The sequence below is a fragment of the Pantoea sp. ICBG 985 genome (assembly GCF_002928365.1).
GTDB classification, from domain to species: domain Bacteria; phylum Pseudomonadota; class Gammaproteobacteria; order Enterobacterales; family Enterobacteriaceae; genus Pantoea; species Pantoea dispersa.
In genome coordinates this window covers 84267-104004 of sequence record NZ_POWM01000007.1, presented here as the reverse complement: position 1 = coordinate 104004, position 19738 = coordinate 84267, and the positions used below count along the sequence as shown (strand labels likewise).

Genomic DNA, 19738 nt, shown 5'->3' with positions numbered 1-19738 from the left:
GCGTGCGCTAAACCTATCCACGGCAGCGGATTACCGCTGCCTCTCTGTATCAGGGAGCTGAAAATGAACCAAGAGAACGTCAAACTGGCGATTGCGCCGATTGGCTGGACCAACGACGATATGCCGGAACTCGGCAGCGAAAATACTTTCCAGCAAACGGTCAGCGAGATGGCGCTGGCGGGTTTCACCGGTAGCGAAGTGGGCAGCAAGTATCCGCGCGATCCGGCGGTGCTGAAGCCGATGCTGGATATCCGCGGTATGCAGATTTGTAACGCCTGGTTTAGTACCTTTTTTGCCAACGGTGACAAAGCGAAAACCATCGATCAGTTCATCAACCACATGAATTTCCTGCACGCCATGGGCGCGCGCGTGATTGGCTGCTCGGAACAGAGCAAAAGCATTCAGGGCACGTCGCTGCCGGTGCTGGAGCAGAAGCCGGTTTTCACTGACGAAGAGTGGCGCCTGACGGCAGAAGGTTACAACGAACTGGCGGCGATCGCGGCGCAGAAAGGGATGCGCGTGACGCTGCATCATCACATGGGCACCGGCATTCAGACGCCAGCCGAGATCGACCGTTTTATGGCAATGACCAACGATAACGTCGGTCTGCTGTACGACACCGGCCACATTTACTACTCCGAAGGATCACAGCAGGTGATGCTGGATGTGCTGACCCAGCATCTGCCACGTATTTTCCACGTGCATCTGAAGGATGTGCGTGACAGCGTGGTGGCAGAGGTGCGCGCAAACTCGCTGTCGTTCCTCGACGGGGTGAAAAAAGGCACCTTCACCGTACCAGGCGATGGCGTGATCGATTTCAAACCGGTATTCAAAATCCTTGATGATTACGGCTACAAAGGCTGGATGGTCGTCGAAGCGGAACAGGATCCGGCCATCGCTAACCCATTCGAATATGCAGTGAAAGCCCGTAAATATATTCGTGACAATGCCGGGCTGTAAATTTGCGTGTTAATTAGCGCAATGAATTGCGCCGCTACGGTAAATCCGGCAGTGACTTTCGTCATTATCGACCGCACACACTGTAGCGGCGCGATTTATCGCGCTATGTATCAATTGCTCTTCTGCAATCGACTCATTTCATTGTCTTTATTCACTGTGTAATCTCCTGAATCCAGTGAGAATATCACGCCACCATCCTGCTTCCGCTGAATTTTCATCAGTAAATTTTTATCCAGGCAATTAGCAGGGGGTTGCATTTGCTTAAAGCAAATGCGGTCCTTTTTTTCCAATGACTGATATCCCTCACCTAGTGCATAAAAATAATAGGTAATGGGGCCATTATCATTAAAGGCTTTAATATTGTATTTTGACGTTATTTGCGGCTGGTGAATCAACCACCACCTTATTTTTTTATCGTCAGAGTAAGGCAGGTGATCGACGATAATTGATGCAGAATAGTAATCCTGGTGAACGTCAATAACGTTAACTTCCCTGAAGTTCAGGTAGCAGTATATGCCACTGGCTAATGCAACAAGCAGAATTAATCCTGCCCATGTCTTCCTGTTCATTAACGGCCGCCTTCAATATCTATCACAGTATCCATGTTCGTCAGAAAAGGACGAAAGCCAAATTTATCATAACGTTGTAAGGTGAACCATATCTTAAAAAACTGAAATTGTCTGAATTTATGCTTGTGAATATCATGCGTATCCAGACCGAAATGATCCTGTCCGCTGAAGCGCATTTTTGCCCTCCAGCGCGCACCATTAACGTCAAGACTCAATATGTCAATTTTGGTAGCATAAACATCATGAACAGTAATGCCTAAACCATTTATTTTATCCATAATTAATGAATCGAACTTTGGCAGGATCGAGTTATTAATGGCAGAATTAATATCACCTATATTTTTCAATGGCAGGCCTTTGATACCATAATCAATATTAAAATTGAGCGTATCAATTATGGCTTTGTGTGTACTGTTTATGCTTCTGTCGTTCATAATTTTGTCCCGATATGCCATATCCAGCGACAAATCCCGAAACGGCAGGCCGCTGGAGCGCATAAAATGCTCCAGCATCTTATTTATCAGGAAACGTTGCGGGCCAACAAGCGCGAAAGGTAATGACGTGGTTTGCATCTCAGCAAACAGCAGCCTGGCGCACTCCAGCGGTGAAAGCTTTTCGCCAGGTTTCGCATAAGCACCAGCAAAGCGCGACTGGGGATTATGGAAGGGATGCAGCCGCGTCATGCTCCATGGGTCGACCACATTGGAAATGTGGGTGAGACCGAATTCGTTTTTCATCCGGCGTTCACAGATATCGCCGTAGCGCATATCGTCAGCGCCATAGTCATTAAACATGCGCTGTGTGGTGAAGATATTGAGCGGAAAAGTGGCTAAAGCCATGCGTGATACTCCCTGTCACTGACGAGTCCGTTAATCCGGTCGCGGATTATTTAGTCAGTAAGTGGAGCGGTGAGAATTGATCTGGTGCAGTGCCTTGTGTGAATAACCTCTCGCCGACACAAAAAGAGAAAAAACAAAAACCCCGCGCGGTGGCGGGGTTGAGGATAATGCTGAAGGCAATTACGAAGCCAGCGACAGCGCCGGTTTCTGGCCGTTTTCTGCCAGCCAGTCGCGGATGCGCGCCTGTTCGGCTTCGCTCAGCCACATACCCTGCTTGGTACGGCGCCAGATGGCGTCGTCCAGCTCGCGCACCCACTCGTGCTTCACCAGGTAACGCAGTTCGGCTTCATAGAATTCGTGGCCAAAGTTTTCACCCAGATCTTCACGGCTCTTCGCGCCTTCCAGCAGCACTTCAGTACGGCTGCCGTAGGTGCGGGCGAAGTGACGCGCCATGCCTTCGCTGATGAACGGATAGCGACGGCGCAGGCTGGCAGCGTAATCTTCACGCGTACCGGAGAAATCACCGCCTGGCAGCACAGCGTTTTTGGTCCACGCCGGACCGGCATCGGGGTAGTATTTCGCCAGTTTCTCCAGCGCATGCTCCGCCAGCTTGCGATAGGTGGTCAGCTTGCCGCCGAACACGGACAGCAGCGGTGCCTGGCCGTTGTCGTCGTGCACGTCCAGCGTGTAATCACGGGTGATCGCCTGCGGTGAATCGGATTCATCATCGCACAGCGGACGCACGCCGGAGTAGGTCCAGACGATATCGTCGCTGGTCAGTTGCTTTTTAAAGTGCGCGTTATACACCTTCAGCAGGTAGCTGATTTCATTGTCATCGATTTTGACATTTTTCGGATCGCCTTTGTATTCGACGTCGGTGGTACCGATGATTGAAAACTCATCCATCCACGGAATTACAAACACGATGCGGTTATCTTCGTTCTGCAGAATGTAAGCCTGCTTCTCGGTGTGCACGCGCGGCACCACGATATGGCTGCCTTTGATAAGGCGAATACCGTACGGCGATTTCAGCTTCAGGCCATCGTCAAAGAACTGTTTCACCCAGGGACCGGCGGCGTTAACCAGCCCTTTGGCGCGCCAGGTGTAGGTTTTGCCGGTATCGACGTCTTCCGCTTCCACCATCCACAGGCCGGCTTCACGCCAGGCGCGGGTTACGCGGGTGCGGGTGCGCACTTCGCCGCCCTGTTTCACCACTTCCTGCGCGTTAAGCACCACCATGCGCGCATCGTCTACCCAGCAGTCGGAATATTCGAAACCGCGCGTAATTTCAGGCTTCAGGGCCGATTCCGCGCCAAAACGCAGACCTTTACTGCCTGGCAGCGTAGTGCGCTTACCGAGGCGATCGTACATAAACAGGCCCATGCGGATCATCCACGCCGGACGCAGATGCGGGCGGTGTGGCAGACGGAAACGCATCGGGAAGGCGATGTGCGGCGCCATTTTCAGCAGCACTTCACGTTCGGCCAGCGCTTCGCCCACCAGACGGAATTCGTAATGTTCCAGATAGCGCAGGCCACCGTGAATCAGCTTGGAACTGGCAGAGGAGGTTGCACAGGCCAAATCCCGCGCCTCCAGCATCAGCACTGACAGGCCGCGTCCTGCAGCATCCACTGCAATGCCGGCACCGTTGATGCCGCCGCCGATCACGATCAGGTCTTTGGTTTCCACGTCATCTCCTCCGATGTTCGGAATAGTTCTAAAATGTTCGTTTTCGAGCGTAATAATAATCGGAAACCAACATTGACGCCAGCGCTTAACTCAATAAAAACATTCTTGCGTGATATAGCTAACATTTCGGCAGGAAAAAAATCACATATCCACAGGATTTGTCAGGTTATAGTGGCGGCTTATCAGGGTAAACTAACGCCAATTGATGACGAGGTAATGAGAGACCCATGGAAACCTTCGAGTGTATTAATGTCCTGCAGGCTAACGAGCATCTGGCACAGGGAGCGCAACTGGTAGACATCCGCGATCCGCAAAGCTTCGCCATGGGCCATGCCACCGGTGCGCAACATCTGACCAATGACAATCTGGCGACGTTCATTGCCGGCGCCCGGCACGACCAGCCGGTGCTGGTGATGTGCTATCACGGTAACAGCAGTAAAGGCGCGGCGCAGTTCCTGTTAAGCCAGGGCTTTAGCGACGTCTACAGCATCGACGGCGGTTTTGATGCCTGGCGCGCGGCGTTTCCGACGCAGGTCGCCACCGGCAGCCTCTGATTGACCGATTAAAGGAAGGAGAGCACCGCATGATGCGCATCACCCAGTTTAACCAGCCGCGCATGGCGCAGGCGTTTGTGGATTACATGGCGACGCGTGGCGTCACGCTGCGCATTGAGCGCGAAAGTCACTGTGTCATTGTGCTGGATGACGACAGCAAGCTGGAGATGGTCGAAAACGAACTCGCGCAGTTCGTGCGCGATCCCAACCATCCACGCTATCAGGCGGCGAGCTGGCACAGCGGTACCACCGACAGCGGTCTGCGTTATGAGCGTGGCAATATCTGGGCAAACATTCGCGAACGCGCAGGTCCGCTCACAATGACCATCATGATCGCCTGCGTGGCGGTGTTTATCCTGATGCAGATTGTCGGCGACGATGTGGTACTCGGCTGGCTGGCCTGGCCGGCGGATTCCTCCCAGTATTTTCAGGTGTGGCGCTGGTTCAGCCACGCGCTGCTGCACTTCTCGCTGCTGCACATTCTGTTCAACCTGATGTGGTGGTGGTATCTCGGTGGTGCGGTAGAGAAGCGCCTCGGCAGCGGCAAGCTGTTCGTTATCATGCTGATTTCAGCGCTGCTGAGCGGCTGGATGCAGGCGAAGTTCAGCGGCGTGCTGTTTGGCGGGCTGTCCGGCGTGGTCTATGCGCTGATGGGCTACTGCTGGCTGCGCGGCGAGCGCGATCCCGAAAGTGGCATTTATCTCGAGCGCGGCCTGATTGGCTTCGCTATTGTATGGCTGGTGATTGGCTGGTACGGCGCCTTTGGCCTGTCGATCGCGAACGCTGCGCACGTCACCGGTTTGCTGGTGGGGTTGGCAATGGCGTTCGTTGATACGCGCAAACGCGCACGTCGCTAGCAGCAGGATAAAAAGAACACGGCCTTGAGCCGAGGAGAGAGATGTGAAGCAGACGCAACGTCATGACGCCATTATCGATCTGGTCCGGCGTCAGGGGTATGTCAGTACGGAAGAGCTGGTGGATCACTTTGAGGTCAGCCCGCAGACTATCCGGCGCGATCTGAACGATCTGGCCGATCAAAACAAAATTCAGCGTCATCACGGCGGCGCAGCGCTGCCTTCCAGCTCGGAAAACACCGCGTGGCAGGATCGCAAAATGATGTGGTCGGCGGAAAAGGCACGCATCGCCGAGCGCGTGGCGAGCCAGATCCCGGACGGCGCCACGCTGTTTATTGATATCGGCACCACGCCGGAAGCGGTGGCGCATGCGCTGCTCAACCACAACAATCTGCGTATTGTCACCAACAACCTCAACGTGGCGATTTTGCTGATGGGCAAGCCGGATTTCCGTGTGATCATCGCCGGCGGTGAAGTGCGCACGCGCGACGGCGGTATCATGGGGGAAGCCACGCTCGATTTTATCTCTCAGTTCCGGCTCGATTACGGCATTCTCGGCATCAGCGGTATTGATATGGACGGTTCGCTGCTGGAGTTCGACTATCACGAAGTGCGCACCAAACGCGCCATTATCGAGAACTCGCGCTGCGTGATGCTGGTGGTGGATCACTCGAAGTTTGGCCGTAACGCCATGGTTAACCTTGGCAACATGAGCCTGATTGATTACCTGTATACCGATCAAACCCCGCCATTAAGCGTACTGAAGGTGATTGAACAGCACGAAGTGCATCTGGAGCTGTGCTGATTTCCCAGGTGCGCATCAATGCGCACCCTGTGATGCAGCAGGCCATGCTTACCAAACCGCACCCTTAGTGCATTGTGCCGTATTGTAGGGTCGCCATTGATGGCGACCAGGCCGCAGCGGCACGCCTTTTTTCACTGCATCTTCATTTCCCTGTCGCTTTTTTCAGCGTCCCCGGCTTAACTTACTCTTTCAGATTTGCGCTTGCCCGTGTTTACCGTTTCGGATGCAAAGGGATGCACTATGTCGCCGCTAAAATTCAATAAAACCCGCTTTGACGCCGCGCTGACCCGCCAGTGGCAGCAGCTCGGACTGACTTCCGCCCGGCAGATGACGCCGCATCAGTGGTGGCAGGCGCTCAGCCGGGCGCTGATGGAACTGCTTGCCGCACAGCCGCCCGTGCCGCCGAAAAGCGCTCAGCGCCACGTTAATTATCTCTCAATGGAGTTTCTGCCCGGCCGGCTGACCGGCAATAACCTGCTCAATCTCGGCTGGTATAACGAGGTGGCCGCCGCGCTGGCAGAGCACCAGGTAGAGCTGAATGAACTGCTGGAGGAGGAGGTCGATCCGGCGCTGGGCAACGGCGGTCTGGGACGGCTCGCGGCCTGCTACATGGATGCGATGGCGACGGTCGGCCAGCCGGCGATGGGGCACGGCCTCAACTATCAGTACGGCCTGTTTCGTCAGTCGTTTGTGGCCGGACAGCAGCACGAAGCGCCGGATGACTGGCAGCGCGATCGCTATCCGTGGTTCCGCCACAACGCCGCGCTGGATGTGCCGGTGGGGCTGGGCGGTAAGGTCAAAAAGCGCGACGACGGCAGCGTCGAATGGCGTCCGGCACAGCAGCTGATCGGCCAGGCCTGGGATCTGCCGGTAATCGGCTATCGCAACGGCATCATGCTGCCGCTGCGCCTGTGGCAAGCCACCAGCGCGCAGCCGTTTGACCTGACGCTGTTTAACGCCGGGAAATTCCTGCAGGCGGAGCAGCCGGGCATTGAAGCCGACAAGCTGACCAAAGTGCTCTATCCCAATGACAACCATGCGCCAGGTAAACGTCTGCGGCTGATGCAGCAGTATTTCCAGTGCGCCTGCGCGGTGAGCGACATACTGCGTCGTCACTGGCTGGCGGGCCGTGCGCTGCATACGCTGCCGGATTTCGAAGTGATTCAGCTCAACGATACCCATCCCACTATCGCTATTCCGGAGCTGCTGCGCCTGCTGCTGGATGAGCATGGCCTGAGCTGGGACGACGCCTGGCACATTACCAGCCGCACCTTTGCCTATACCAACCATACGCTGATGCCGGAGGCGCTGGAGCGCTGGCCGGCGAGCCTGCTGCGCGAACTGCTGCCGCGCCATCTGCAGATCATCAAACAGATCAATCGCCAGCTGAAGCAGCAGGTCAAACAGCGCTGGCCGAATGACAGCGCCCTCTGGCACAAGCTGGCGGTGGTGAGCGACGGCGAAGTGCGCATGGCCAATTTGTGCGTGGTGAGCTGTTTCGCCGTCAACGGTGTGGCAGCGCTGCACTCGCAGCTGGTGGTTAACGATCTGTTCCCGGAATATCACCAGCTGTGGCCGCACAAGTTTCATAACGTCACCAACGGCATCACGCCGCGGCGCTGGCTGAAGCAGTGCAACCCCCTGCTGTCCGCGCTGATTGACGACAGCCTGCAGGTGGAGTGGGCCAACGATCTCGACGCGCTGGAATGGCTGGTGCCGCTGGCGAAGAAGAAAAGCTTTCGCCAGCAGTTCCGCACCATCAAGCAGCAAAACAAACTGCGGCTGACGGTGTACATCAAACGCGTGACCGGCATCGATATTAATCCTGACGCGCTGTTTGATGTGCAGATCAAGCGCCTGCACGAATACAAACGCCAGCATCTCAGTCTGCTGCACATCCTGCACTGCTATCGCCAGCTGCGCGATAACCCGGACAATCCCGACTTCGTGCCGCGCGTCTTTCTGTTTGGCGCCAAGGCGGCGCCCGGCTATTTGCTGGCAAAAAACATCATCTGTGCCATCAATAAAGTCGCGGAGGTGATCAACAACGACCCGCTGGTGGGCGATCGCCTGAAAGTCGTGTTTGTGCCGGATTACCGGATTACCGCCGCCGAGCTGATGATTCCGGCAGCCGATCTCTCGGAGCAGATCTCCACGGCCGGTTACGAAGCCTCCGGAACCGGCAACATGAAGCTGGCGCTCAACGGCGCGCTGACCATTGGCACGCTGGACGGGGCTAACGTGGAGATTGCCGAGGCGGTCGGTGAGAAAAATATCTTTATCTTCGGCAACACGGTGGATGAGGTAAAAGCACTGAAGGCCGACGGTTACAGTCCGAAGAAACTGCGCAAGCACGATCGCTATCTCGACGGTTTGCTGAAGGAGCTGGAAAAGGGCAAATTCAGCGACGGCGACCGGCAGGCGTTTGCGCCGCTGCTGGAGAGCCTGAGCAAACAGGGCGATCCGTGGCTGGTACTGGCCGATTTCGCCGCTTACATCGCGGCGCAGCAGCGCGTCGAAGCGCTGTGGCGCGATCCGGAAGCGTGGACCAAAGCGGCGATTCTCAATACGGCGCATACCGGCCGCTTCAGTGCCGATCGTTCGATTCGCGATTATCAACAGCGTATCTGGCAGGCGGCGCGCTGAGCCGCCGGAAAATGACGCTGCATGCGTAATGTGCGCACGGCAACGAAGGAGACAACATGGCCATGAAGAAACTGGATCAGGCTGCACGGGATGCCGGTATCGCACTGAGTTTTATCAACAATAAAGGTGAGTCACAGACCATCAGCGACGACACCAAACGCGCGCTGCTGGCGCTGATGGACGCCCCGACGGGCAACGCGCCACCGCTGCCGCCGGTGCTGGTGTTCACGCCGCCCGGGCAGCCTGAACTGACGCCGCAGGGCAGCGACGACTACCGCTGGCAGCTGGTGAGCGAGCAGGGGCAGCACTACGACGGCACCCTGAGCGCGGGAGAAAGCCTGGCGCTGCCGGCAGAACTGCCCGAGGGCTACCATCAGCTCACGCTGAGCACTTCACGCCAGCAGTGGCAGACTCGCATTATCATCGCACCGGCGCGCTGTTATCTGCCGCCAGCGCTGGCGCAGGGGGAGAAGCGCTGGGGCGCGCTGGTGCAGCTCTACACGCTGCGCTCAGCGCGTAACTGGGGCATCGGCGACTTTGGCGATCTGATGCAGATGCTGGAGCAGGTCGCCGCTCACGGCGGCGATTTCATCGGTCTCAACCCGCTGCATGCGCTCTATCCGGCGCAGCCGGATCACGTCAGCCCGTACAGCCCGAGCTCGCGCCGCTGGCTCAACGTGCTGTACATCGACATCAATCAAATCGACGAATTCACCCACAGTGACGCCGCCCAGCGCTGGTGGCACAGCGCGCCAACACGCAAAGCGCTAAAACAGGCGCGCAGCGCGGCGTTTGTTGATTACCGCGCGGTGACGACGCTCAAGCTGACTGCGCTGCGTTTTGCCTGGCAGCACGCACAGCCGCAGCTGACCCGGCAGCCGGCGTTTCAGCAGTTTCTGGCTGAAGGCGGCGATGCGCTGCGCTACCAGGCGGCGTTTGACGCCATCGTAGCGGCGCGCAGCCAGCAGCATCCCGATGAGTGGGGCTGGGAAAAGTGGCCGTCAGGCTGGCAGCAGGCGCAGCAGCCGGAGGTGCAGCAGTGGTGCGCGCAGCATGAGGACGACATTTTGTTCTGGAGCTGGCTGCAGTGGCTGGCGCAGCAGCAGTTCGCCGCCTGCTGGCAGCGTAGCCAGCAGCTGGGGATGGCGGTCGGGTTATATCGCGACTTGGCGGTTGGCGTGGCACAGCACAGCGCGGAAACCTGGCAGGATCCGCAGCTGTATAAGCTGGGCGCGTCGGTGGGCGCACCGCCGGATCCGCTTGGCCCGCTCGGGCAGAACTGGGCGCTGCCGCCGCTCGATCCACATGTACTGCGCGCGCGGGGCTATCAGCCGTTTATCGATCTGCTGCGCGCCAATATGCGCGATTGCGGGGCGCTGCGCATCGATCACGTTATGGCGCTACTGCGTTTGTGGTGGATTCCCTATGGCGAAAGTGCCGATAAAGGCGCGTATGTCGCCTATCCGGTGCACGACCTGCTGGCGATCCTTGCGCTGGAGAGTCAGCGTCAGCGCTGCATGGTGATCGGTGAAGATCTCGGCACCGTGCCGCAGGAGATCGTCAGCCTGCTGCGCGACCGCGGCATTTTTTCGTGGAAGGTGCTGATGTTCGAGTGCGGGGAGGACGGGCAGTTCCGGCCACCGGCAGCCTATCCGCGCCAGTCGATTGCCAGCGCCAGTACCCATGATTTGCCGACGCTGAGCGGATTCTGGCATGCCGCCGATCTGCAGTTGCGCGAGCAGCTGGGGCTGTTTACTAAACGCAGCATGCTGAAGGCGGCCATCGCCGAACGCGATGGGCAGAGAAAAGCGCTGCTGAAGGCGATGAGCGAGGCGCAAGCCATTGATGCGCGCAGCAAAAACCGCGCCGGCCAGCGTCTGACGCCTGCGCTGAATCAGGGCGTGCACCGCTTTCTGGCGTACACCGACAGCGCCCTGCTGGGGCTGCAGCCGGAGGACTGGCTGGGAATGGAGACGCCGGTCAACGTGCCGGGCACGGTAGCCGAATACCCCAACTGGCGGCGCAAACTGCGCGTACCATTGGAGAAGTTGTTTAGTTACCGGAAAGTGCAGCAGCTGCTGGCGATCGTCAATGAAGGGCGTAAGAAGCAGTAAAACACGCGGCAGCCGGGGTGGCTGCCGCATCTTCTATCAGTAGTAGGAGTGCTCGCCGCGCTGATGCTCGGTGAGATCGCGCACGCCTTTCAGTTCCGGGAAGGCGGCCAGCAGCTCTTTCTCGATGCCGTCTTTCAGCGTCACGTCAATCATCGAGCAACCGTTACAGCCGCCGCCGAACTGCAGAATGGCATAGCCCTCGTCGGTGATCTCCATCAGCGAGACGCGCCCGCCGTGGCTGGCCAGCTGCGGGTTGATCTGCGCCTGCAGCAGATACTCCACGCGCTCAACCATCGGCGCATCGTCCGACACTTTACGCATCTTGGCGTTTGGCGCCTTTAGCGTCAGCTGTGAGCCGAGGTTATCGGTCACGAAGTCGATTTCCGCATCTTCGAGGTACGGCGCGCTCAGCTCATCGACATACGCAGACAGCTTGTCGAACTTCAGTTCGGTATCGGTGGCTTCGACCGCGTCCGGCGGGCAGTAGGAGACGCCGCACTCGGCGGTTGGCGTACCCGGGTTAATAACGAATACGCGAATCTGGGTGCCATCTTCCTGTTTTGACAGCAGTTTTGCGAAGTGCTCTTGCGCAGTATCAGTAATACGGATCATGGCGATTGCTCAATAGTTGACTAAAATACCTGGTTATAATACGCCCAACGCCGACGCTCTACAAGGTACGGCACAGGCATCCTATGTGTACGCTGGCCGCGCCCTGCGCCAGTAATAAGCGGCTGATTTCCCCCACCGTGCTGCCGGTGGTCACCACATCATCGATAAGCAGGATGTGGCGTCCGCGCACCGTCATTTCAAGGCGAAACGCTCCACGCAGATTGCTTTTCCGGGCGCGGGCGCTGAGCGTATGCTGCACCGCACCGTGACGCACCCGGCGCAGCCCTTCGCGGTATTCACAGCCGAGCCAGCGCGCCAGCGGTTTAGCCAGCAGCGCGGCCTGATTATAACCACGCTGCCACGCGCGGCGGCGATGCAGCGGCACGCTCAGCACCAGATCGATACGCGGCAACGGCTGCTGGCGGCGCTTTGTTAATAATTTTAACAAAAGCAGCCGCGCCAGCATCACCCTGAGTGCGGTTGCGCGCGAGAATTTGAGCTGCTGCACCCATTCGCTCAGCGGCGGCACATAATCACTCACGCAAGTGAGAGCGTGCCACGGCGGCGGCCGGCGCAGACAGCGTCCGCACGGCTGATCGCCGCTGGCCGGCAGTCCGCAGCAGGGACAGAGCGCCGGCAGCGCCGGTAGCTGACGCAGACATACGCTGCACAGGCCGTGCCGGGCGATACGCAGCGGCAGACGGCATAGCCAACACAGGGCCGGGATTGCTAGCATAGCGACCTCCTTTTCACTTTTCGGGAGTGTAACCGATGAGTTCGCTTTACTGGCACACCACAGGCACAGGCGATCGCGATCTTGTGCTGCTGCACGGCTGGGGACTGAACGCCGAAGTGTGGCAACACATTGTTCCGCGACTCAGCCCGCATTTTCGTCTGCACCTGGTGGACCTGCCGGGATTTGGCCGCAGCCAGGGATTTGAGCCGCTGAGCCTGGCGCAGATGGCGCAACAGCTATTACCGCAGTTGCCAGCGCGCGCCGTGCTGCTCGGCTGGTCGCTGGGCGGCTTAGTGGCCAGCCAGCTGGCGCTGAGCCAGCCCGATCGCGTGGCGGCATTGATTAGCGTGGCGTCGTCGCCGTGCTTTACCGCCCGGGATGAATGGCCGGGCATCCAGCCTGAGACGCTGGCGACGTTCCAGCAGCAATTGAGCAGCGATTTCCAGCGCACGGTGGAGCGTTTTCTCGCGCTGCAAACCATGGGGACGGAAAATGCGCGTCAGGATGCGCGCCAGCTGAAAGAAGTGGTGCTGTCGCAGCCGATGCCGTCGGTGGCGGTACTGGAAGGGGGATTGAACATTCTGCGCCACGATGATTTACGCAGCACACTGGATGGGCTGACGCTGCCGTTCCTGCGTATCTATGGCGCACTGGATGGCCTGGTGCCGCGCCGCATTGCGCCGCAGCTGGATGCGCGCTGGCCGCATTCGCAGTCGGTTGTCATCGCGAAGGCCGCGCACGCGCCATTTATTTCGCACCCGGAGGCGTTCTGCCAGCAGGTGCAGCAGTTCATCCACGCAGCCACATAAACTGCCAGGCGGCCAGCACCAGCGGCTGGCTGCCATCCACGCGCTGCCCGCTGATCACATCCTGAAAAGGGCGCGCCTGCGGCAGCGTAGTGCTGATCTCGCGGCTGCTGAGATTGAACACGCACAGTAACCCTTCGTCGCTGTCCGCCGCGTGACGGCGCAGCAGCAGCACCGCGTTGTCGCTCTCCAGCAGCGTCATTGGATTGTCCGGATGGAACGCCGGCTGCCGGGTGCGCAGCTGAATCAGCGCGCTAAGCCGCTCAAACACCTGCTGACGCAGCGGGTTGCCGCCGCTGATTTGCTGTTCGATATCGCGCAGGCTGTACTTCTCACGGTTGATGGCGCGGTTGTGCCCGGCAGCGCGCACGCCCTCGTTGTCATTGCGCGAGCCGAGAATACTTTGAATATAGATGGCAGGCACGCCGGGAAAGGCCAGCAGAATCGCGTGCGCCAGCAGGAAACGGCGCAGGCGCGTCTCGTCATCGTCGGTCTGGTGATTGAGCGCATCCAGATACGTTACGTTGATTTCATACGGGCTGGTGCTGCCGTCCGGGTTGTTTTTATAGGACACCAGTGCGCCCTCCAGCGCCAGTTCACGCACCAGCGCCACAATCTCCACTTCCGACAAAATGCCGCGTGCCGGATTGAGGCCAATGCCGTCGTGCGAGGCGAGAAAATTAAAGAAGGTGGTGCCGCCATTCCCGGGCTCAAGCGTGCTGGCCCACTGGCGCAGCGCGCGCGCCGAGCCGGAGTGAATGGCGTGCAGCACCAGCGGTGGCAGCGAAAACTGGTAAACCATCTGCGCTTCGTCGTGGCCGTTGCCGAAATAGCTGATGTTATCCTGATGCGGCACGTTGGTTTCGGTCACGATCACCGTACCCGGCGCGACTTCGTTGGCGATGGCGCGAAACAGCTTCACCAACTGATGGGTTTTGGTCAGATGGATACAGCGTGTGCCCGGCGTTTTCCACATGTAGCCCACCGCGTCCAGCCGCACGTAATCCGCGCCTTTGTTGAGATAATCCAGCAGCACGCCCACCATGCGGATCAGCACCTGCGGATTGGCGAAGTTGAGATCGATTTGGTCGGCGCTGAAGGTGGTCCAGATAAAGCGCGTGTCGCCGTTAGCGAGGGTAAACGGCGTCAGCAGCGGTGAGGTGCGCGGGCGCGTCACGGCGCTGAGATCGGTGGCAGGCGGCATGCTGATAAAGAAGTCGTCCCAGCCGGCATCCTGCGCCAGAAAGTGGCGAAACCACGCGCTGTGCGCCGACATGTGGTTACAGACGAAATCGAACATCAGCCGGGTTTCGCTGTGCAGCGCCGTGATGTGCTGCCAGTCACCGCATATCGGGTTCACTTTGTGGTAATCGATAACCGAGAAGCCATCGTCGGACGAGTAGGGGAAAAACGGCAGCAGATGCACCAGGCTGAAGGTGGACTGCAGATGCTGCTGATAAAAGCGCGTAAAGCTGGCGAGCGTGGGCTGCTCGGGTTCGCGGAACTGGTCGGCGTAACTGATCAGCACCACGTCTTTTTCATCCCAGTGCGCTTTACGCGGCAGCTTTACCGTGTCGCGCGCCGCGCGGATGTGCGAAAGCAGGCGCTCGCGCGCCGCGACGGGGAAGCTACCTTCATAAATCTCATCGAGCAGGAAGTTGATAATGTCCATCGGATCGCCGGGTTACGCGGAAGGTCATTTTTTCACACGGTTTTTTCAGCGTAGTCCGCCAGGACAATTTATCAACCTCCTGTACTCGCGCGCCGCTTAGCGTTTCTTCCCAAACGCGGCCGCCAGCGCATCGCCCATCGCACTGTTACCGACGCTGGCGCTGGCAGGTTTGCCGCGGCCTTTGGCACCGGCGGCCGGCCGCGCGGCCTCTTTGCCTGCGCCACGGTTGCCGCCGCTGCGCGCGTTGCTTTCACCCGGCTGCTCATCCAGACGCATAGTCAGCGCGATACGCTTACGCTGCAGATCGACTTCCATCACCTTCACTTTGACGATATCGCCGGCTTTCACCACCTGATGCGGGTCGTCTACGAATTTGTCCGACAGCGAAGAGATGTGCACCAGGCCGTCCTGATGCACGCCGATATCGACGAACGCGCCGAAGTTGGTCACGTTGGTCACTGCACCTTCCAGCACCATGCCCGGCAGCAGGTCGTTGAGCGTCTCCACGCCTTCGGCAAACTGCGCGGTTTTGAACTCCGGACGCGGATCGCGGCCCGGTTTTTCCAGCTCTTTGATGATATCGGTGACGGTCGGCAGCCCGAAACGCTCATCGGTGAAGTCGCGCGCATTCAGGTCGCGCAGGCTACCCGGATTGCCCATCAGCTCATTCAGCGCCTGTTCCGTGGCGGCGAGAATGCGCTCCACCAGCGGATAGGCTTCCGGATGCACCGTTGAGGCATCCAGCGGATTATCGCCGTGGTTGATGCGCAGGAAGCCGGCGCACTGTTCAAAGGCTTTCGGCCCAAGGCGGCTCACCTTCAGCAGCTGCTGACGGTTCTGGAAACGGCCGTTTTCGTCACGCCAGCTGACAATGTTCTGCGCCATCATGCGCGTCAGGCCGGCGACGCGCGTCAGCAGCGCCACCGAAGCGGTATTCAGATCGACGCCCACGGCGTTCACACAATCTTCCACCACCGCATCGAGTTTTTTCGCCAGCTGGCTCTGGCTGACATCGTGCTGATACTGGCCAACGCCAATCGATTTCGGGTCAATTTTGACCAGCTCTGCCAGCGGATCCTGCAGACGACGGGCGATAGACACCGCACCGCGCAGCGAAACGTCGAGATCGGGGAACTCCTGCGCCGCCAGTTCGGAAGCGGAATAGACCGATGCTCCGGCCTCACTGACAATCACTTTTTGCGCTTTGATTTGCGGGAACTGCTTCTGTACGTCGAGGAAGAAACGCTCGGTTTCACGTGAAGCGGTGCCGTTGCCGATCGCCACCAGTTCAACCTGATGTTTCGCGCACAGTGCCGCCACCGAGGTTGCGGCTTTGGCCGCCTGGCCGGTATGCGGATAGATGGTATCGGTCGCGACCAGCTTGCCGGTGGCATCGACCACCGCCACTTTGACCCCGGTGCGCAGGCCCGGATCGAGGCCCATGGTGGCGCGCATGCCGGCGGGAGCCGCCATCAGCAGATCGTGCAGATTACGGGCAAACACGTTGATCGCTTCGTCTTCCGCCCGTTCGCGGATGGTGCCCATCAGTTCGGTTTCGAGGTGCAGCAGGACCTTGATGCGCCAGGTCCAGCTGACCACGGCTTTGCGCCAGCTGTCGGCCGGTGCGTTGTTCAGGCGCAGGCCAAGGTGGTCGGCGATCAGCGTTTCACCGTAGCTTTCGCGCGGCGCTTCATCAAACTGCGGATCGGCGTTGAGCGACAGCTGTAAAACGCCTTCGTTACGGCCACGGAACATGGCCAGCGCGCGGTGCGACGGCACGCTGCTCAGCGCTTCGTGATGATCGAAGTAGTCGCGGAATTTAGCGCCTTCTTCCTCTTTGCCTTCCACCACGCGCGCAACCAGATGGGCGTTCTTCCACAGGTATTCACGTACTTTCGCCAGCAGCGTGGCGTCTTCGGCGAAGCGCTCCATCAGGATATAGCGTGCGCCATCCAGCGCGGCACGCACATCGGCGACGCCTTTGTCCGCGTCGACATAACGCGCTGCCAGCTGCTCGGGATCCTGAGACGCATCGTTCCACAGCGTCTCTGCCAGCGGTTCCAGCCCGGCTTCGATAGCGATCTGCCCGCGCGTGCGGCGCTTCTGCTTATAAGGCAGATAGAGATCTTCCAGCTCGGTTTTGTTCAGCGTGCCGTTGATGGCAGTGGCTAATTCCGGCGTCAGTTTGCCCTGGTCATCAATGGATTTCAGAATCGACTGGCGGCGTTCCTCCAGCTCACGCAGATAGCCGAGACGGCTCTCCAGCGTACGCAGCTGGGTATCATCCAGCCCGCCGGTCACTTCCTTACGATAACGTGCGATAAACGGCACGGTGTTCCCTTCGTCCAGCAAGCGAATGGCGGCGTCAACCTGGTCGGCGCGTGCCTTCAGCTCACCTGCGATAATCTGGCTCAGCGAATCTTTCATCATCAGTAACTGTCTTGCTTACACAGGGTTAGAAATAGGGGACAGTTATACGGACTGAGGCCGCAAATTGCCAGCCGCTGACCGGTGAATCCGTCTTTTTCTGAATGCAGCGCGCAACTCAGAGAAACTTAGCCACCTATGTGTTAAACCCCAGCGCAATGGCGTGCCGGTTGCTGCCAGGCTCGCCCCGCCTCTGCCCTATAATCCGTGGCAAACCACGGAAGGAGGGTGAAGCAATGATCAAATTACTGCTGCTGCTGGCCGGACGCGAGCTGCTGGTGCGTTATCGTCTGCTGATTTATGGCCTGGCGCTGTGCGGCGTGCTGCTGGCCGGCATGATCGTGGCGGACGTGCTGGTCGATGGGCATATCAATCTGTCGCTACAGGTGCTGGCGCTCTTACTGTCGCTGTCGCTGCTGTTTAACCTGCTGAGCGGCGAGGTGTCGCTGCAGCGCTGGCTTAATCTGCTGTTTTCCCTGATTTTTTTCGGCACGCTGCTGGCCGGCGCGCTGTGGCACGGTGATGAAAGGCAACTGAAGAAACTGCTGCTGACGGTGATGGAAATCTGCCTGTTGTTTAACGGCCTGTTTCGCTGCCTGAGCGCGGCGCTGATTCAGCGCCAGCGCTGGGTGCGACATTTTATGCTGGGCTGCGGCGAGATGGTGCTCAGCGTGGTGCTGTTTTTCAATGACAACCTGCATACCTGCCTGTTGCTGGGCAGCTGGCTGGTGCTGTTGCTGCTGTCGTTCAGCCTGACGGTGTGGCGCGTATGGCGCCAGTGGCAGCGCCTGCCGGCGGGTCAGTCCGTTACGCTGCTGCCGTGGTTTTGTCGCGGCCATCGTCATATCGCGCGGCTCCGTCCGTGGCAGCAGGCCCGCTTTCCGCCGGTCGCCGCGGCATTTCCTCTCTGTGTCCACGTCTGGCAGGCGCAGTCTGAAGCCAGTCAACAGCCGAAGCGCTATGTGATTGATCGTTACATCGGCGTGATTAACGGTGAAGGGCACTTTTGTACCGGCCACGCGGCACTGAGCTTTGGCGAGTGCGGCTACATCAGCCTTTATCCGCAGCAGGAGATCGATCCGCAACCGCACGAGCTGCCGCGTCTGCTGCTGGCCGGACAGATTAACGATCGCCCCGGCCGTTTTCTCCCCTCGCTGGCGGCAGAGATTGCCGACTGGCGCAGCCCGGATTTAACCTTCAGTTTTCAGCACTACAACGGGCAGGCGCTCGCCAGCTACTGGCAGGCCAACCGTGGTGACAGCCTGTATAATCTGACGGCAAAAAACTGTTCGACCACCGTGCTGGATGCGCTGGACGTGGCGTTTGAAGGCTATTACGGCCAGCGGCTGCAGCAGGTGTTTGCGCTGCTGCTGCAGCCGGCATTCTGGGGCGCCTGCGTGCTGCGCGAACGGGCAGAAATCATGACCTGGACGCCCGGCCTGGTCGCCGATTATGTGCGCCTGATGAAAAAGACGCTGGGTGCCTGTCCGGGCAGGTAAGGCTTTGTGATAGCCTCTGTGCAGTGAACAGGGCTGTAACCACGAGTGAAGCGATGAAAACCCAACTGATTACCCGCGAAGGCTATAACAAGCTGCGTGCTGAGCACGACCATCTGTGGAATGAGAAGCGGCCGGAAATCACCCGCATTGTCTCCTGGGCCGCCAGCCTGGGCGATCGCTCTGAAAACGCCGATTACACCTATAACAAGCGCCTGCTGCGCCAGATCGATCGCCGCGTGCGCTATCTGCGTAAATGCCTCGCCGAGCTGAAAATTGTTGATTATGCGCCGCAGCAGGAGGGCAAAGTGTTCTTCGGTGCCTGGGTGGAAGTGGAGAATGAGCAGGGCGACGTGAAGCGTTTTCGCATCGTCGGACCGGACGAGATCTATGGCGATACGGTGAAAGAGTACATCTCCATCGACTCGCCGATGGCGCGCGCGCTGATCAAAAAAGAGGTGGATGATGAGGTGACAGTAAACACGCCGGAAGGACAGAAGGTGTGGTTTGTGAACCGCATTGAGTACGTCACGGAAAGTGAGGAAAAAAGAGGCGGAGAGTAATGGCCTGGTGAAACAAGCCGGGGCGCAACTTATTCTCCGCTGGCGAAAGGGCTGGCAGTATAAGAGGGGGAAGCGCCGCAGCCTTGCCGCGCCAGATAAGCGTTATTTGCCCGGCGTAGTCGCCGTGGTCGTTGAGGTGCTGCTGCCGCCGTGATCGCCGCCGCCCATGGTGGCCAGCGCGACGCCGAGCAGGGCACCCACCGCACCGATGCCGATAGCATCTGAATTACCTTTGGCCGTGGTCGACGCCTGTGCGCCGGCGGCTTCGCCCGCTGGCGTAGCGGCCTGAACCTGTGTGAGGCTGGTGAGTACCAGAGCGCTCAGCAGAACAACGGTTTTTTTCATCTTTCTTCTCCACATGAACTCAGTAAGCAGGTACCGATGCAGTGTCGGAGA

The 19738-nt window shown here is 58.8% G+C and carries 17 protein-coding genes; 9 read left to right on the top strand and 8 right to left on the bottom strand.

The genetic code is table 11. The annotated features are described in order from the left end of the window. Window positions 1-63 precede the first annotated feature (63 nt). Window positions 64-960, top strand: coding sequence for a myo-inosose-2 dehydratase (iolE, locus tag C1Y42_RS19475; protein WP_058770955.1), 897 nt, complete (start codon window positions 64-66; stop codon window positions 958-960). A gap of 110 nt (window positions 961-1070) precedes the next feature. Here the strand turns inward: iolE and C1Y42_RS19470 are convergent, their stop codons facing one another. From C1Y42_RS19470 to glpD, 3 genes are all read right to left on the bottom strand, one after another. Continuing rightward, the gene (locus C1Y42_RS19470; RefSeq protein WP_058770956.1) at window positions 1071-1529 is read right to left on the bottom strand and encodes a DUF943 family protein; all 459 of its coding nucleotides are present in this window, start codon (window positions 1527-1529) and stop codon (window positions 1071-1073) included. Then, window positions 1529-2368, bottom strand: a complete 840-nt coding sequence (locus tag C1Y42_RS19465) for a DUF3289 family protein (protein ID WP_104094162.1) — start codon at window positions 2366-2368, stop codon at window positions 1529-1531. Before C1Y42_RS19465 ends, C1Y42_RS19470 begins: the two co-directional genes overlap by 1 nt. 180 nt (window positions 2369-2548) lie before the next feature. Continuing rightward, window positions 2549-4057 (bottom strand): glycerol-3-phosphate dehydrogenase, encoded by a 1509-nt coding sequence (glpD, locus tag C1Y42_RS19460; protein WP_058759321.1) that lies wholly within the window; start codon window positions 4055-4057, stop codon window positions 2549-2551. Window positions 4058-4284: 227 nt separating this feature from the next. Between glpD and glpE the strand changes: the two genes are divergently transcribed. The 5 genes from glpE (at window position 4285) to malQ (ending at window position 11030) form a co-directional block, all read left to right on the top strand. Continuing rightward, entirely contained in the window at window positions 4285-4611 is a 327-nt protein-coding gene (gene glpE, locus C1Y42_RS19450; RefSeq protein WP_021313438.1) for a thiosulfate sulfurtransferase GlpE, read from the top strand. Window positions 4612-4643: 32 nt separating this feature from the next. After that, window positions 4644-5468 carry a rhomboid family intramembrane serine protease GlpG gene (glpG, locus tag C1Y42_RS19445; protein WP_104094207.1) on the top strand — a complete coding sequence of 275 codons (825 nt, stop codon included), beginning with the start codon at window positions 4644-4646 and terminating at the stop codon, window positions 5466-5468. A 43-nt stretch (window positions 5469-5511) separates the two neighbouring features. Then, a complete protein-coding gene (locus tag C1Y42_RS19440) occupies window positions 5512-6270 on the top strand; it encodes a DeoR/GlpR family transcriptional regulator (RefSeq protein WP_058759319.1) in 759 nt (252 codons plus the stop codon). Between the two features lie 240 nt (window positions 6271-6510). Further along, window positions 6511-8916 (top strand): maltodextrin phosphorylase, encoded by a 2406-nt coding sequence (gene malP, locus C1Y42_RS19435; protein ID WP_104094160.1) that lies wholly within the window; start codon window positions 6511-6513, stop codon window positions 8914-8916. Window positions 8917-8972: 56 nt separating this feature from the next. Then, on the top strand, window positions 8973-11030 hold the full coding sequence (gene malQ / locus C1Y42_RS19430) for a 4-alpha-glucanotransferase (RefSeq protein WP_104094159.1): 2058 nt from the start codon (window positions 8973-8975) through the stop codon (window positions 11028-11030). A 36-nt stretch (window positions 11031-11066) separates the two neighbouring features. Here malQ and nfuA read toward each other — a convergent pair whose 3' ends face one another. Continuing rightward, window positions 11067-11642 (bottom strand): Fe-S biogenesis protein NfuA, encoded by a 576-nt coding sequence (gene nfuA, locus C1Y42_RS19425; RefSeq protein ID WP_021507402.1) that lies wholly within the window; start codon window positions 11640-11642, stop codon window positions 11067-11069. A gap of 58 nt (window positions 11643-11700) precedes the next feature. Further along, window positions 11701-12378 (bottom strand): DNA utilization protein GntX, encoded by a 678-nt coding sequence (gene gntX, locus C1Y42_RS19420; RefSeq protein ID WP_104094158.1) that lies wholly within the window; start codon window positions 12376-12378, stop codon window positions 11701-11703. A gap of 35 nt (window positions 12379-12413) precedes the next feature. Here gntX and bioH point away from each other — a divergent pair, with 35 nt between their 5' ends. Then, window positions 12414-13187, top strand: coding sequence for a pimeloyl-ACP methyl ester esterase BioH (bioH, locus tag C1Y42_RS19415; protein WP_104094157.1), 774 nt, complete (start codon window positions 12414-12416; stop codon window positions 13185-13187). On the opposite strand, the gene C1Y42_RS19410 is transcribed toward bioH, so the two are convergent. Together C1Y42_RS19410 and C1Y42_RS19405 are read right to left on the bottom strand one after the other, a co-directional pair. Next, entirely contained in the window at window positions 13168-14856 is a 1689-nt protein-coding gene (locus C1Y42_RS19410) for an alpha-amylase family glycosyl hydrolase (protein WP_104094156.1), read from the bottom strand. The genes bioH and C1Y42_RS19410 overlap by 20 nt on opposite strands. 96 nt (window positions 14857-14952) lie before the next feature. Further along, window positions 14953-17283 (bottom strand): Tex family protein, encoded by a 2331-nt coding sequence (locus tag C1Y42_RS19405; RefSeq protein WP_104094206.1) that lies wholly within the window; start codon window positions 17281-17283, stop codon window positions 14953-14955. A 236-nt stretch (window positions 17284-17519) separates the two neighbouring features. Here C1Y42_RS19405 and C1Y42_RS19400 point away from each other — a divergent pair, with 236 nt between their 5' ends. Both C1Y42_RS19400 and greB read left to right on the top strand, forming a co-directional pair. Beyond that, complete coding sequence (locus tag C1Y42_RS19400) at window positions 17520-18782, top strand: hypothetical protein (RefSeq protein WP_104094155.1); 1263 nt, start codon at window positions 17520-17522, stop codon at window positions 18780-18782. A gap of 53 nt (window positions 18783-18835) precedes the next feature. Then, window positions 18836-19342 carry a transcription elongation factor GreB gene (greB, locus tag C1Y42_RS19395; protein ID WP_021507408.1) on the top strand — a complete coding sequence of 169 codons (507 nt, stop codon included), beginning with the start codon at window positions 18836-18838 and terminating at the stop codon, window positions 19340-19342. Window positions 19343-19444: 102 nt separating this feature from the next. On the opposite strand, the gene yjbE is transcribed toward greB, so the two are convergent. Then, the gene (gene yjbE / locus C1Y42_RS19390) at window positions 19445-19687 is read right to left on the bottom strand and encodes an exopolysaccharide production protein YjbE (protein ID WP_021507409.1); all 243 of its coding nucleotides are present in this window, start codon (window positions 19685-19687) and stop codon (window positions 19445-19447) included. Window positions 19688-19738 lie beyond the last annotated feature (51 nt).